Below are 14427 nucleotides of genomic sequence, written 5' to 3' on the forward strand. Positions count from 1 at the left end.
CATCTTACCTCTGCAATTACTCGACGCAAACTATCCAAAGTGGAAGAGACAATCTCATCGGGTTCCTGTCTCTTCCTCTACCAGTCTTGCTCTGTAGAAGACAACTCGTAGCTGTTTCAAGATGCAAGGCTCGTCGCTGGAGTCGCCGCCTTTCACTTCTTCAAGTGATTTAGCTGAAGCTCGGGAGTTGTTCTGTTTTTGCCACAAATTGTTTAAGGATCTGGTTTAAGGCATTTACCTTTTTCGTTGGTATTTGATGTGCCACATTGCCGACGAGTATCATGGAGACGTCTCCTGTAATATATTTGTCGAATAGATCTTTATAATGATGAACATAGTCATCCCTCTGTCCGTATATGAGCAGCACCGGGCAAGTAATTTCCTTTAGACGGTCGGTGACGTTATAGGCTAAGCCCAACCTGTAATACTCTTCTAGGAACTCTGGAGAGACATACTTTATATATTCCTGCAGCTCTTTGCGATTTTCTTGCCTCTTTTCGTGAGCAAAGGCAAGGACGTTGGAAACGAGCCCCATTAATTTTTGACTAGTTGCCCAAATCCCTAGCTTGAACTCATTTCTCAAGATGAAGCTGTTTACTTCAGGGAATCCCCCAATGATAATCATTCCCCTTACTCGGTCCGGGAAATTGATAGCCATTTCTAGGACAACGGAACCGCCGTTAGAATAACCACATACGTACGCTTTATCAATTCCGCAATCATCCAGCACTCGCACAACATCCTCTGCCACCACGTGCATGGTCAGTTCCCGGTCATCTGTCCCGCTTTTACCGTTTCCACGAAGGTCAGGGGTGATAACTGTAAAAAGGGATTTCAATCCATCCTTTTGCCCCCTAAAGGTAACATGTCCCATACCCGGTGGATGGATAAACACGATTGGAGGACCGCTCCCCTCCACCTCATAATAAATATCCGCCTTATTTTCGTCGTTCGTCCACGGCATCTCATCTTCACCTACAATCTGACTGTTTTTATACTACAAATAGTTTGTACTTATGCCTTGTGAATCATGCTATAATTTTTTACTCAAGCAAAGGGAGGATGTAAATAGTTTGACTGTTTTTACCTGAAGAGTTTACGCAGTTTTCCTGGAGAATGTCTTTTGCTACGTACCTTGAGGAAATTTGAAAGAAATCTCTTAATTGTTTATTAGTTATTTCTTGGCCATATAAATAAACATAATCTTTTATACCTTTTAAATACGCATTTTTAGATAAAGTCGAACAGTTGGTACACTTCCAGTAACCTTTTATTTTTACCATTGGTTTGAAGGAACACTTGGGACAAGAAATACCTTTAATAATATCTTCATCAGGGATTTGATAATATTCCAAGACATTGGGTAACTCTGTAACATGATTTTTCAAAAGGGAATTAGCTAATTTACGAAGCTCTTTATTGGAAAATTTGGTCTCCATGTGTTTAGAATTACACCATTCTACCTTTGATAGGATTCCAGTAGGACGAATTACTTTTTGTCTTGCTGTGGGATGATTGGGTGAGGTCGTAATAAGGCATTTTGAATTTGAGATGACTACAAATTCCTCCATTGGGATAAACATGGTAATCTTATTTTTGTTTAACCAATTTATTAGTAGGATTTTATGCCGCTTTGCCTGTAATAGCGGGTCATCTATTGTTTCTCTTTGACCATTTATTGTTCGGGTGCACTGATTAAAGTAATTTTCGAAAGAAATCTCCTCTCCTCTATAATTTTTCACTTGGAAAATTAAAAAATAATAGGAGGTGAGAATCAGGGTGTCAATTTCAAAGAAAGTATCCTTTATTTTTAGTCTAAGATTATTAAAAATGTAGAGGTCTGAGTCGTCAATGAGCTTTAAATAATACTGAATTGCTTTTTCCCCACGATAACCTCTCCATCTTTTGGCTAAATCATATTCAATTTGTGGCAATTTGGGGTGATTTTGATATAAACGTTGTTTCAGTGCTTCTAACTGTTTAATAATTAAAGGGACTTTAAGAGGCATCTTAATCAAAATCTCACTTCCTATCCTGTTTTCTATATAATTCGACATAATTTATGGGTTACCTTCTAATTTTTGGAGGTAATTGTGAAGGAATTTGGAACTTGTTGGAGGGGGATTGAAGAGGATGGGGGGATTATTGAAGTAGGTTGGGGTTTAAAGAGAGGGGATTGGGGTTTAACAGCTATAGTTTGGGGGATTATCGGTTTAGTATGGGGTTACATTTACTTTCATCCCCACAAAACCCTTTTACTGTAAAAACTCAACCTCCTCGCCCCTCCTAACTCTCCACCAAAATCAATATTAAAACGCCAAAGGGGCTCTTCTCTCCCCTTTGGCGCAAGGTAATATTATTTTCGTTTACATTTTCTCCGGTGCTTCTACTCCTACAAGCTTTAACGCATTGGAAATGGTATTCCTCACTGCTTCCATCAACCCTAATCTTGCTTTGGTTAACGCTGCATCTTCTTCGTTTATTACCTTCTCCGCATTGTAGAAGCTGTGCAACGCTTGTGCTAAGTCATAAACATAGTTAGCCATGCGGTGCGGCGCACGCTTTTTCGCCGCATCCGTTACCGCTTCCGGATACTCCCCTAATTTTTTCATCAAATCAAGCTCTTTCTCCGAAACGAGCAACCCAAAGTCCGCACCGCGATCCACTTCATACCCAGCTTCAAGAGCCTGCCTTAACATACTGCAAATCCGCGCATGGGCATACTGTACGTAATAAACAGGATTCTCCGTCGATTGGGACTTGGCCAAGCTCATGTCAAAGTCTAAATGAGTATCCGCAGCGCGCATAGCAAAGAAATAACGAGTAGCATCGATACCTACTTCTTCCATTAAATCACGCATGGTGACAGCCTTTCCTGTACGCTTACTCATCTTCACCTTTTCGCCGTCTTCAAAGAGGTTCACCATCTGAATAATCTGAACGGACAATTGATCCGCCGAGTATCCCAGCGCTTGAATAGCAGCCTTCATTCGAGGAATGTAACCATGATGGTCCGCTCCCCAAATGTTAATAAGCTCCTCAAAACCACGGGCAAACTTGTCCTTATGATAAGAAATATCCGGCGTCAAATAAGTATACGACCCATCACTCTTCACCAAAACCCGATCCTTATCATCCCCATACACCGTGGAACGGAACCATAAGGCGCCCCCTTCTTCGTACGTTTCACCACGATCCTTAAGCTCATCAAGAACCGCCTGCACCTTCCCAGACGTATATAAAGAAGTCTCGGAATACCAGTTATCAAACGTCACACGGAAATCGGCCAAATCCTCCTGCAATTTATCTAACTCCCGCTTCAAACCATACTCCCGGAAAAAGGCCAACCGCTCCTCTTCGGAACCCTCTTTAAATCGATCGCCGTAAGTATCCACTATTTCCTTCGCAAAATCAATAATATCTTGACCATGGTAACCGTCCTCCGGCATTGCCACGTCCTCACCTAACTCCTGGAAATACCGAGCATCAATGGAGCGAGCCAAGTTCTCAATCTGATTTCCAGCATCGTTAATATAATATTCCCGAGCCACCTCATAGCCAGCTTTCTCCAAAATATTACACAATGAATCACCTACAGCAGCTCCACGGGCATGTCCTAAATGCAGCGTTCCTGTTGGATTTGCCGAAACAAACTCCACTTGAATTCGCTTGCCGCCACCAAATTCAGTATTCCCATAAGCATCACCCTGTTCCAGAACAGTCGCTACCACATCTGATAAATAATCCTGCTTCATGAAAAAATTAATAAATCCTGGACCCGCAATTTCCAACTTATCCACGCTAGCTGCAGCACGATCAAAATTCGCCACAATTTCATCGGCAATAGCCCGCGGCGCCTTTCGAGCAACCCTCGCCAGTTGCATGGCCATGTTCGTAGCATAGTCCCCATGCTCCTTTTCCTTCGGCGACTCAATCACCACATTCGGCAGCTCTTCCTCCGCAGCCAAACCTGCCTTCAACACCGCAGCAATAATTTCACTCTTCAACTGCTCCTTAACCTGTTCCACTTGACTCATCTTATCCCGAAACCTCCCTAATCGTTACATGCATATCATAATCCCCAGCAATAGAGCCCTGCAGATGGAGAGAGTAGCGAAGTCGCAGCGTCCCCACCTTAAGAAGCTCATTCCATTGGAAATCCATATCCTTCGTATCCGTCCGCATCGCCATTTGACCATAAGGACTATGAAACATCCCTTCCGTCACCGTACCCGGAATAAAACGCTGATTCATCGTCAACGCCCCCTTACGAGACACGGACATTTCATTCTCCTGTATCTTCAAAGTCTGCATCGTCGCCCTCCCATCATCCTCAACAGGCTCCTCAAAACGGACAAACGTCGTCACCCCACGCTTAAACAAAAGCCCCGTTGCAGACAACTCATTCGACTCCTTATGCACACCATCACGAATCGTCGTTTCCATATGTATCGCCACAGGAATGCCCCTTGTACCTTCCATAAAACCAAACCCCTACTATATTAATAACTAATCTATTATATCGAAGTTCCCCTACTTCCTTCAAGCCTAACCCATTTTCAACCCTTTTTTACATTTTCCATGAAAAAAATTTTTTTACCCGATATCAATATAGTTCTTATTTAAAATAAAAAGCCGCCTCCACTAACAGGAGACAGCCTTCCAAACTATTCTTTTGCCGTGCCCTATTCTGTCAAATCCTTCACGAACTTTGGAAGAACAAAAGCCGCTCGGTGAAGCTCCGGAGTATAATACTTCGTCTCTATATCATGAAAGCGATCCTCCGTAACCTCCAGTGGATCATATTTTTTTGAACCTAAAGTAAAGGTCCAAAGGCCACTAGGGTAAGTAGGGATGTTTGCCGTATATAAACGAGTAATTTGGAACGTTTCCTTTACATCACGAAAAGCGTTTCTTATGAGATCCTGATGAAACCAAGGATTGTCCGTTTGAGCTACAAAAATACCATCATCTTTTAAAGCCTTGGAAATCCCTTCATAGAAACCCTTCGTAAACAGATTAACGGCAGGTCCAACTGGCTCTGTGGAATCTACCATAATCACATCATACTCATTCTCGCTTTTGGCAATATGCATGAAGCCATCGTCCACTTGAACATCTACACGGGAGTCATCCAACTTTCCAGCAATAGACGGTAAATATTCCTTGGAGTATTCAATGACTTTTCCGTCAATATCCACAAGAGTTGCCTTATCTACCTGTGGATGCTTTAAAATTTCACGAATCACTCCCCCATCACCTCCGCCCACAACAAGGACCTTCTTCGGATTCGGATGGGTAAATAATGGTACGTGTGCCACCATTTCATGGTAAACAAACTCATCCTTCTCTGTAGTCATTACCATGCCGTCCAACAATAGCATATTGCCAAATTCCTCCGTCTCCACCATATCTAATTTTTGAAAATTCGTTTGTTCACTGACATATGTCCTTTTTACTCGCATCGTAATTCCAAAATCCTTTGTCTGCTTCTCTGTAAACCAAAGTTCCATCGTTTTAAATACACCTCTTCTTTCTCGCCTGCTATGTACAAAATAAATCTTTATTATTCCTTTCCCTTATCTTCAGCGATTTCAACCAATTTTATCCGATAAATGGAATACTTTAAAACCCCAATCCCTAGTTCCCAATAATCTTTCTCATTATGCAAGTATAATGATCTTTTTGTTGTGGAAAACTGTGGTAATAATGACAGACGAAAATTTAGTTCTGTGAGACATCGGGGGGTGGATTACAATTGGAAGTGTTAACGAGAACGGCATATAGAAAGCGTAAGCGGCTATGGCGGCGTTTATTTTTCAGCAGTATTTTGTTTTTAACGTTAGGTCTTGGAGCTGTGGCTGCAGTTGTATCCTACGCCTATCATTTGGAAGCACCATCGTTGTCCGTACCTGAAACAACGGTTATGTACGCCTCCAACGAAGAAGTTATTGGAGAATTTCATCATGGGCAAAATCGTCATTGGATTCCCTTAGAGCATATGAGTGATGCCATTGTGGAAGCAACCTTAGCGATTGAGGATCGCAGGTTTTTTGATCATCTCGGCTTCGACTTTTTTCGAATTGGTGGAGCGGTCGTAGCCAATTTACGATCTGGATCTATGGCACAAGGGGCAAGTACGATTACACAGCAATATGCGAGAAATCTATATTTAAATCATGATAAAACATGGTCAAGAAAAATGGATGAGGCATTCTATGCCCTTCGATTAGAGCTCCATTATACTAAACGAGAGATTTTAGAGGGGTATTTAAATACGATTTACTATGGTCATGGGGCTTACGGCATTGAAGCCGCTGCTAACGTTTATTTTCAAAAGAATGCCGAGGAGCTAACGAAGGCTGAGGCTGCGATGCTTGCTGGAATTCCAAAGGGACCAAGTATCTATTCCCCATTCATTAATCCTGAACGAGCAAAGCAACGACAGGAAACGGTATTGTATACAATGGAAGAAGCGGGGTTCATAACGTCTGCACAGCGAAACGAATATGCAACAGAGGAATTAACCTTTGCGATCGATGATGATGTGGTTGCAAAGCAGGTGGCACCTTATTTCCAAAGGACTGTAATAGAGTGGCTGAGAGATGATTTAGGGATTGACCCTCTTGTTCTAGAACATGGAGGCCTTGAAATACACACGACGTTGGACTATGAATTACAAAACAATGCCGAGCGATTTGTGGAGGAAGAGTTGGCTGACAGGGGAGAATTACAAACTGCTTTAGTGTCTATGGACCCAAGGAATGGTGCTGTCAAAGCGATGGTTGGTGGAAAAAATTTTGAGGAAAGCAACTTTAATCGGGCAACCCAGGCTAGAAGGCATCCCGGTTCGGCCATTAAGCCAATTTTATATTACGCTGCATTAGAACACGGATTCCGTCCTAACTCCATGCTATTAAGTGAAGAAACTAAGTTTCTTTATAATGATGGTGCCGATGACTATAATCCCACAAACTTTGATAAATACGCAGATGATTATGTAACAATGCTGCAGGCACTGGCAGTTTCTGATAATATCTATGCGGTGAAAACCCATTTCCTATTAGGATTTGACACGTTGAAAGAAACGGCACGGAGATTTGGTATCGAAAGTGAGATGGATACTCGTAACCCTTCCCTTGCATTAGGGGCTTTCGATGTGGGCGTTTTAGAAATGACAAAGAGCTATAGTCCTTTTGCTAACGGAGGCCATATCGTTGAACCTCACTTTGTGGAAAAGGTAGTTGATCGGGACGGGAACATCCTTTATGAAGCAGAAATGGTTGGCGAACCGGCATTAAACCCAGAGTTAACTGCAATCATGACAAACATGATGGAAGGAATGTTTGAACCTGATTTAACTAGCTATGCTGCTGTCACTGGTGGTAGTCTTACCCATATGGTTGACCGACCAATAGCCGGAAAAAGCGGTTCCAATGAATTTAACAGCTGGATGATTGGCTATACGCCACAGCTATTAACCGGCGTTTGGGTCGGTTATGACTATGGCCAAGAACTTCAATCAGGTGACGCCAATTTCTCTAAGGTTATTTGGGGAAAATTTATGGAAGAAGCATTAAAGGATCAAGAAAAGCTTGAATTTGATGTACCAGATAATGTTGTGGAGGTAACCATTAATCCATTTAACGGAAAGCTGGCAACGGAAGAATGTCCTGTACAAAGGCCTACTCTATTTTATGCCGGAACGGAGCCGACAGAGCATTGTACGGAACATCTCCAAGATGAAGCAAGCGTGGAAAAGGAGCTTGACCCTCATCAAAAAACAGAGGAAGAGAAAAAAGATAAATGGCTGGATAAAATTTTCGACTGGTTAAGTTAATGTTTTGTACAAAATATGATCGAGATTAAACAAAGGCAGGCGAAGGATAGAATCCCTCGCCTGCCTTTTGTCTTAGTATTTCTTTGTGTGTCGGTTTCAGTTTACGATGTAAACCTCCCATTTGCAAGGAGTTACAAAGTCTGTTCACACTTTGTTCACATTTTAAAACTTTCTCGCTATTTTTATAAAGGCTGTTTTCTAAAAGATGCTATTATTAAGTGTATATTATATAACTTGGATAAGCTACAGGCGGACGCTTTCCCCTTCTCCAAGCTTTTCAAAAATGCATTAAAGTGTGACGAAGTCAGCCTTATATAAAACCTTGACGAACGGACTTAAACGGATAGATCCTCTTTTAATTTGTCATCAGAGCGATTCCACATTTCTTCATTAAATTTTTTTAAGTAATCCCCTAATATTTTTTTGGAAGTATCGTCCATGTGATCAACTATAATTCGACCTTTTAAGGAACGATCCATATTATTTACATGCTCTGGGAAGTTTTTGTAACCGCGGCGGATAGAACGGTCAACCGTTAGCTCACAAGCTGCCACTCCAGTATATGCTGGACCTCCGTTTCGTTGATCAACCGTTACCCAAACTAGCCAATATGGTCTTCCATTAGGTACCTCATCCTTATTAGGGAGGAATTTAATCCCCTTTTCAACCACACTGCGGGCATGAAGCGCCCCCATATCTACAAAGGCTTCCCCTTCTTCAATGTCAACAAAAACTGGAGAAACATTATTTAAATTCAGGGTACCAGCACCGTAACCACCATGACCATCTGTGGAATCGGAGGTCAAAATATTAAATCCTTGACCCTTTTTTCCACCTGTTTTCTTTTTAAACAAATCGTCCATCCTTTACCCTCGCTTTCAAAATCCAAATATCATTTTTTTCAGTTTATCACAGAATGTTTTCACCATGCACATATGAGAAATTAGTTTTTTGAAAAATACAGTGTCACAAAATTACAAAAGCTCATTTTCAAAAGAGGTGCTCTTGCAATTACTCGTCCCATAAGACCATGTTCCTTTTCCCGCTGGAGCCACCGCCTCCACTCCTTCAATTTTTGAAAAAATAGCACTAGGCGAAATTAGCAAATTGTAAATATGTATTTTTTGTTGTTGCTGTTATTTGTGGCTACCTTTGGTATTTGCAAAACTGTTACAATTAGGTAGGAGAAGTATGGTTTGTGACTTCTCTATTTTTCACATATTAAGCAATACATATAACTGAAAGGGGGAGATTTATATGCCAATTGTAACAATAAAAATGCTTGAAGGTCGTACTGATGAGCAGAAGAGAGAGCTTGTGGAAAAGGTGACTGATGCCGTTTCAGAAACAACGAAGGCTCCAAAGGAAAAGGTAGCTGTTATTATCGAAGAAATGTCACCAAATCACTATGGTGTAGCTGGAAAACGGGTAAGTGATCAGTAATTACAAAACAACTAAAATAAGAGGCTGGGACATAACTAAAGTGTTTAAATGAAAATACGAACAATGCAATACCATAGCGTAGGAAATATACGTAGACTCCAGCGGGAGCAAAGGCGAGGCCACTGAAAAAGATCGCTTTTTATCTTTTTCAGTGGCCACAGCAAAGGCAAAGGTGAGACCTCACAGTGCGTATGCACGAGGAGGCTCACCAGCTACCCGCGGAAAGCGAAATATATTTCCGAAGCGATTTATAGGCTCCGTTCGGATTTCTCATTGGAGAAAACGCTTTTGTCCCAACCTCTTATTTTTATGGACGTTTAAGTTAAGAATGCTTTACATTCTGGGCATAATGACTTTGTATAATTATCTGGAATGACTGCATTACAGCTTTTGCATGTTACTTTATTATCCTCTTCATTCAACGCTGAACTGGACCCTTTGGTTTTTACTAAGACAACAATGATGGCAAGGACGGCTACTACTAAGACTACAATTAACCATGTTGGCATTAGGTACACCTCCTTGTGTATTAGGAAACAAATTCCTTCTCTTTATATGTACTCCTTTTACATTCCTGATAGAACAGAAAATTAAAAACGCCCAGTTACTGTAACCGGGCGTATCTTGTATTATTGTACTAACATATTTCGAAGACTATCAATGTATTTATATGCATTTTCCACTTCTTCGTCTGTATAATTTTGCTTTGCTTTAAGGGTAAAAACCTTCTCTTTTACCTCTTCCTTCGATAGATCCTCAAAAAATAGGACAGTAGAGACAAGCTCTAAGAAACGAGAGCTTTGCTGATTCATATTTTGAAAGACACCCTTCGCTTCTGGCAGTTCATATTCCGATAACTGTAGAAATTCCTCCCCCTTCTTAGAAAGGGAATAGCGGTATTGATAATAGCCGCCCTTGTTTTCTTTTACCTCTTCCACAAAGGTAAGATGAGACATTTCCTCTACTCGAAGATTTAACTCCTCAGAGTATGGTCCATAAATATGGAATTGATATTTTTCATAAAATGGAAAATGAAGCTTTTTTGCTATATAAATAATCTTTTGCAGTTTTTTTCTGCCTACAATTTCCCCAGTTTGTTTAAATAAGGCTAATAGTTTACAGTGCTCTTGTAACACCCGTTACCCCTCCTGTGCCATGAGTAGCTCTAAAATTCTTTGTTTCTCTTCCGCAAATTTGCTTTTGTCTTCCAGTAAATCTTTTGGGAAGTATAGCTTATGGTCAGTACGCTTTTTCCCAGATATGGCTTCCACAATGTCTGACTCCCTTGAAAGCTCTCGTAAATCTCCATTTGGTTTCAATAGATGTATTGGTAATCGTTCCTCTTCTTCCCCTGGTCGATAAAAATCGTATGGTAAATCTGATGAAGAGTCGATTACAAGATAGTAGTTCGGCTCCAGCCCGATTTTTGTAAATAATTGATTTAATTCAGGCCAAATTTCCATTTGAACACTAGGGTCGCATTCAATATATTTAAATAAACGGCGATCCATAAACCTGCAGCAAAGGTCCTGTAAAATAGGGTCCTTCTCCTCCTGCCATTCTTGAAAATAGTAAAGAATGACGGACTCGTCCAATTTTAAGTAGTCTTCCAACGTCATTTTTCCAGCAAAAAGGGAGGAAAAATGCTTTGGTTTATCCTGAAATTCATAGCCCTTCTCGTAAAGCTCCTTGGCGCGGTGAAGAATTTTGCTTAATATAACCTCTGCACTTCTTGTTACAGGATGAAAATATACCTGCCAGTACATTTGATAACGGCTCATTATGTAATCCTCTACAGCATGCATACCGCTAATTTTAAATACAGCTTGGTCCTCTGTGGGACGCATAACTCTCAGAATTCGCTCCATATCAAATTGTCCATAGCTTACCCCAGTATAAAAGGCATCTCGCAGCAAGTAATCCATTCGGTCAGCATCAATTTGACTGGAGATTAAACTCACTACGAGCTTATTCGTATAGGTTTTCGCAATAACGTCTGCTACCTTTTTTGGGAAGTCTGCACCCATTCCGGATAAAACTCGGTTTACCTCCGTGTCACCTAGAATGATCTCCCTGGTCCATTCCTCATGGTCCGTGTGAAATACCTTTTCAAAGGAGTGGGAAAATGGACCGTGACCAATGTCATGAAGAAGGGCTGCAGATAAGCAGACAAGACGTTCTTCCGGATCCCATAACGGCTCCTTCTTCTCCATATTTTCAATCATACGGCGCATGATTTCATATACTCCTAACGAATGATTGAATCTTGTATGCTCTGCCCCATGAAATGTTAAGTAAGTGGTCCCCAATTGTCGAACTCTCCGCAAACGTTGAAATTCACGGGTCCCTATGAGCTCCCAAATGAGCTCATCACGAACATGTATGTAGCGGTGTACAGGATCTTTAAACACTTTTTCTTCATCTAAAATGCCAAATCGCCCAGCCATCTGAGGCTCCTTTCCTCTTTAAAAACTCATTGTGAAGATACCATTCACTGTATCCTGTTTGTTATCTTTTATTATACTAAAAATAATGACGAAAAACATCGAGTAAATTTCCAAAAGTTGAGAATTTTTTAATGTAAAATGTAGTTTTTTGCTAAAATGTGGAGAATGCAGTCTTCGAAGAGAAAAGCTACTTCTAACAAGGAAGTTAGAAATAGCTCATATAATAGACCTAATTTAGCTTATAAAGGTGAACTAAAAATGCTTAGTAGAACCTTTAAATCAAACCTTGGCCACTTTTTTCATTCGTTTTTGTACTTTTTCAAGGAGTTGTTGTTCATCAGGAGCGCTGACAGGACGGTCGTTCACAAAGGCAAATGCTTTCTTTCGACCTGGCCCACAATAGGATTGACATGCAATTTTTATTTCAGCGTCCGGATCTAACTTCTTTAGCTGTGGTACTAACGTATTTATATTTGTGGCCTGGCAATCATCACAAATACGAAATTCATTTGCCATCAATCACCACATCCTTCTAAGTCCGTTGTGGGACGTACTAATTTTTTTCACTATCGAGTATTTTACAACGATTTGGCTTCTAATTGCAACGGTAAGGTTGTCCAATTTTTCATGAATTATGATATACTCATGAAGTTTAGTTGTAAGACCCTCTTATTTCTTGTATAGACTGGAAAAAGTTGTTTTAATCCAATTTTTATTTTTTAAAAGGAGTTTCGATCATGTCTGACCTTTATCGTAAGCAATGGTTTTTTCTTGATCAATCTGTTACAGGGCTAGGAATGAATCCGATGCAGTCCTTTGCCATAGATGATACATTATGCCGGAGAATTTCTGAGAAGCCTGATTGGGGAATCGCCAGGACATGGGTACACGAAAAAACAGTTGTACTCGGTATTCAGGACCACCGGCTTCCACATATCGAAAATGGTATTGCCTTTTTACAGGGACAAGGTTATGAGGTGATTGTCCGGAATTCAGGGGGATTAGCAGTTGTTTTAGATAAGGATGTCCTTAACATATCCCTCGTTTTTCAAGATAATAAAGGAATGTCTATCGATCACGGCTATGAATTGATGGTATCTATGATCCGACTATTATTAGGAGAGCTTGGAAATTCGGTTGTGGATGGGGAAGTGAAAGAGTCCTATTGCCCTGGGAGATACGATTTAAGTATTGGAGGAAAAAAATTTGCTGGAATTTCTCAACGACGCCTCCGTGGCGGAGTAGCTGTTCAAATATATTTAGCTGTTAACGGCAGTGGTTCTCGACGGGCAACATTAATTAAGGAATTTTATGGACAGGCTATTCAAGGAGCCCCGACAAAATATGAATATCCAAAAATTATCCCTGCGAAAATGGCTTCTATTTCAGAATTAGCTGAGAAGGAATATTCAGTGGAAGGACTCATCCATTCTTTACTTCTGCATCTAGCTTCATTAAGTGATCGTCTTGATACGTATCAGCTTACTGAACAGGATTTGGAATGGTATGAGGATAATTTAGCACGGATGATTAAACGAAATGAGAAACTTAATTAACTGACCCCGGGGTAGGTGACCCGGGGCCAAAAAAACCCTACCTAATTAAAGTTGAAAATGCTGCTTTGGTGCATCCTTGGATAATGTTTTAAAGCTGTAGCCCCACTTAGCCAATTGATCGAGGATGGCTGGCAGTGCTTCCACGGTACTTTCTTTATTTGGCCCATCGTGAAATATAACAATAGCTTGATTCTTTCCTTTTACTTGGGCCAATGTTTCCTGAATGATAACTTCCTTTGATTGATTTTGCACGGCGGAATCCCTTGAATCTACGTTCCAATCAAAGAAAACATAGCCGTTATTATCTAAAAAGCTGCGGATTTCCCAAAGTATTTGTTCTCCACCGTGTTGATGAGCACGTGTTGAGTTGGAACCCCCTGGAAAGCGAAAATATTTCGGTTCGACTCCTGTTGTTTCTTTCAGGAGCGCTTGTAGTTCATAAAAATCAGCTTTGAAGTTGGAAAGGTCAGAATAGATTATCTCATATTGGTGGGAATAAGTATGGTTCCCTAAGGCATGCCCATTTAGAACAATTTGCTGATATATTTTTTTTGCAAAATCAGATTCACGTCCATTAACAAAAAAAGTTGCTTTTGCATTAAAGTCTTTTAAAATTGATAAAATACCTTGGGTATTTTCTGTAGGTCCATCATCAAAAGTTAAGTAGACGATTCGATTTTTCCCTTCCGTTTCACCTTCATTCGGACTAGTACCACGATTATTTTCATCTTGAAATCGGGCAAAGTAATTTATTTGTTCCCGCTCCACTATCTTTATATTATCTCGTTGGATCAGTTCCCTAGCAGAGCGCTCTTTACCACCCCAATTCAGGCCCATTCCACATCCAGTTATTATAAAAATGGAGAAAATGAAAACTGTCATTAAGACAATTTGCCGCTTCATGCCATCACCAACTTTCCTCACCCTCTAAGTTTCCTAACCTAACTTAAAAAAGCACAAGACTACATGAATCTTGAGCTTTCTTTTATTATCTTTCGATAGTTTTACTTGTACCATGTGAAGAAAATGTTGGTGATTTTAAAGAAAAGAAAGGGTTTGCCTTAATAAAGGAGGCTGGGACAAAAGTATTTTTACTAATAAAAAATCCGAACAAACTCGATGTAGGTGCAATCTACCCGCT

General features: G+C 40.5%; 15 protein-coding genes. 4 read left to right on the forward strand and 11 right to left on the reverse strand.

The window, feature by feature from the left end; all coding sequences use genetic code 11:
* Positions 1 to 169: 169 nt before the first annotated feature.
* Positions 170 to 964: an alpha/beta fold hydrolase gene (locus tag J2S74_RS23645; RefSeq protein WP_307331026.1), complete on the reverse strand. Its 795-nt coding sequence runs from the start codon at positions 962 to 964 to the stop codon at positions 170 to 172.
* Between the two features lie 79 nt (positions 965 to 1043).
* Positions 1044 to 2009 carry a nuclease-related domain-containing protein gene (locus J2S74_RS23650; protein WP_307331130.1) on the reverse strand — a complete coding sequence of 322 codons (966 nt, stop codon included), beginning with the start codon at positions 2007 to 2009 and terminating at the stop codon, positions 1044 to 1046.
* Positions 2010 to 2093: 84 nt separating this feature from the next.
* Between J2S74_RS23650 and J2S74_RS23655 the strand changes: the two genes are divergently transcribed.
* Positions 2094 to 2264, forward strand: coding sequence for a hypothetical protein (locus J2S74_RS23655; RefSeq protein WP_307331027.1), 171 nt, complete (start codon positions 2094 to 2096; stop codon positions 2262 to 2264).
* A 102-nt stretch (positions 2265 to 2366) separates the two neighbouring features.
* Here J2S74_RS23655 and argS read toward each other — a convergent pair whose 3' ends face one another.
* From argS to speE, 3 genes are all read right to left on the reverse strand, one after another.
* On the reverse strand, positions 2367 to 4037 hold the full coding sequence (gene argS / locus J2S74_RS23660) for an arginine--tRNA ligase (RefSeq protein ID WP_307331030.1): 1671 nt from the start codon (positions 4035 to 4037) through the stop codon (positions 2367 to 2369).
* 1 nt (position 4038) lies between these two features.
* Complete coding sequence (locus J2S74_RS23665; RefSeq protein ID WP_307331033.1) at positions 4039 to 4482, reverse strand: YwiB family protein; 444 nt, start codon at positions 4480 to 4482, stop codon at positions 4039 to 4041.
* Positions 4483 to 4685: 203 nt separating this feature from the next.
* Positions 4686 to 5513, reverse strand: a complete 828-nt coding sequence (speE, locus tag J2S74_RS23670) for a spermidine synthase (protein ID WP_307331036.1) — start codon at positions 5511 to 5513, stop codon at positions 4686 to 4688.
* Between the two features lie 245 nt (positions 5514 to 5758).
* Between speE and J2S74_RS23675 the strand changes: the two genes are divergently transcribed.
* Positions 5759 to 7840: a transglycosylase domain-containing protein gene (locus J2S74_RS23675; protein WP_370876058.1), complete on the forward strand. Its 2082-nt coding sequence runs from the start codon at positions 5759 to 5761 to the stop codon at positions 7838 to 7840.
* A gap of 335 nt (positions 7841 to 8175) precedes the next feature.
* Here the strand turns inward: J2S74_RS23675 and J2S74_RS23680 are convergent, their stop codons facing one another.
* The gene (locus tag J2S74_RS23680) at positions 8176 to 8703 is read right to left on the reverse strand and encodes a YwhD family protein (protein WP_370876059.1); all 528 of its coding nucleotides are present in this window, start codon (positions 8701 to 8703) and stop codon (positions 8176 to 8178) included.
* Positions 8704 to 9097: 394 nt separating this feature from the next.
* Here J2S74_RS23680 and thmT point away from each other — a divergent pair, with 394 nt between their 5' ends.
* Positions 9098 to 9283 carry a 2-hydroxymuconate tautomerase gene (gene thmT / locus J2S74_RS23685; protein WP_307331041.1) on the forward strand — a complete coding sequence of 62 codons (186 nt, stop codon included), beginning with the start codon at positions 9098 to 9100 and terminating at the stop codon, positions 9281 to 9283.
* A gap of 317 nt (positions 9284 to 9600) precedes the next feature.
* On the opposite strand, the gene J2S74_RS23690 is transcribed toward thmT, so the two are convergent.
* From J2S74_RS23690 to J2S74_RS23705, 4 genes are all read right to left on the reverse strand, one after another.
* Positions 9601 to 9792, reverse strand: a complete 192-nt coding sequence (locus tag J2S74_RS23690; protein WP_307331044.1) for a hypothetical protein — start codon at positions 9790 to 9792, stop codon at positions 9601 to 9603.
* A gap of 120 nt (positions 9793 to 9912) precedes the next feature.
* Complete coding sequence (locus J2S74_RS23695; protein WP_307331047.1) at positions 9913 to 10419, reverse strand: YwgA family protein; 507 nt, start codon at positions 10417 to 10419, stop codon at positions 9913 to 9915.
* A gap of 3 nt (positions 10420 to 10422) precedes the next feature.
* Positions 10423 to 11730, reverse strand: coding sequence for an HD domain-containing protein (locus J2S74_RS23700; protein WP_307331049.1), 1308 nt, complete (start codon positions 11728 to 11730; stop codon positions 10423 to 10425).
* A 279-nt stretch (positions 11731 to 12009) separates the two neighbouring features.
* Positions 12010 to 12246: a YuzB family protein gene (locus tag J2S74_RS23705; RefSeq protein ID WP_307331052.1), complete on the reverse strand. Its 237-nt coding sequence runs from the start codon at positions 12244 to 12246 to the stop codon at positions 12010 to 12012.
* A 221-nt stretch (positions 12247 to 12467) separates the two neighbouring features.
* Between J2S74_RS23705 and J2S74_RS23710 the strand changes: the two genes are divergently transcribed.
* Positions 12468 to 13286, forward strand: coding sequence for a lipoate--protein ligase family protein (locus J2S74_RS23710; protein WP_307331054.1), 819 nt, complete (start codon positions 12468 to 12470; stop codon positions 13284 to 13286).
* A gap of 45 nt (positions 13287 to 13331) precedes the next feature.
* Here the strand turns inward: J2S74_RS23710 and J2S74_RS23715 are convergent, their stop codons facing one another.
* Positions 13332 to 14210 (reverse strand): polysaccharide deacetylase family protein, encoded by an 879-nt coding sequence (locus J2S74_RS23715; RefSeq protein WP_307331056.1) that lies wholly within the window; start codon positions 14208 to 14210, stop codon positions 13332 to 13334.
* Between the last annotated feature and the right edge of the window lie 217 nt (positions 14211 to 14427).

This window comes from Evansella vedderi (assembly GCF_030813435.1).
Lineage (GTDB): Bacteria > Bacillota > Bacilli > Bacillales > Salisediminibacteriaceae > Evansella > Evansella vedderi.

Excerpts from the sequence above, each read along its gene's own strand:
- J2S74_RS23645 (WP_307331026.1), bottom strand. The coding sequence starts at position 964 with ATGCCGTGGACGAACGACGAAAATAAGGCGGATATTTATTATGAGGTG.
- J2S74_RS23680 (WP_370876059.1), bottom strand. The coding sequence starts at position 8,703 with ATGGACGATTTGTTTAAAAAGAAAACAGGTGGAAAAAAGGGTCAAGGA.
- thmT (WP_307331041.1), top strand. The coding sequence starts at position 9,098 with ATGCCAATTGTAACAATAAAAATGCTTGAAGGTCGTACTGATGAGCAG.
- J2S74_RS23700 (WP_307331049.1), bottom strand. The coding sequence starts at position 11,730 with ATGGCTGGGCGATTTGGCATTTTAGATGAAGAAAAAGTGTTTAAAGAT.
- J2S74_RS23690 (WP_307331044.1), bottom strand. The coding sequence starts at position 9,792 with ATGCCAACATGGTTAATTGTAGTCTTAGTAGTAGCCGTCCTTGCCATC.
- J2S74_RS23710 (WP_307331054.1), top strand. The coding sequence starts at position 12,468 with ATGTCTGACCTTTATCGTAAGCAATGGTTTTTTCTTGATCAATCTGTT.
- J2S74_RS23650 (WP_307331130.1), bottom strand. The coding sequence starts at position 2,009 with ATGCCTCTTAAAGTCCCTTTAATTATTAAACAGTTAGAAGCACTGAAA.
- speE (WP_307331036.1), bottom strand. The coding sequence starts at position 5,513 with ATGGAACTTTGGTTTACAGAGAAGCAGACAAAGGATTTTGGAATTACG.
- J2S74_RS23705 (WP_307331052.1), bottom strand. The coding sequence starts at position 12,246 with ATGGCAAATGAATTTCGTATTTGTGATGATTGCCAGGCCACAAATATA.
- J2S74_RS23665 (WP_307331033.1), bottom strand. The coding sequence starts at position 4,482 with ATGGAAGGTACAAGGGGCATTCCTGTGGCGATACATATGGAAACGACG.
- argS (WP_307331030.1), bottom strand. The coding sequence starts at position 4,037 with ATGAGTCAAGTGGAACAGGTTAAGGAGCAGTTGAAGAGTGAAATTATT.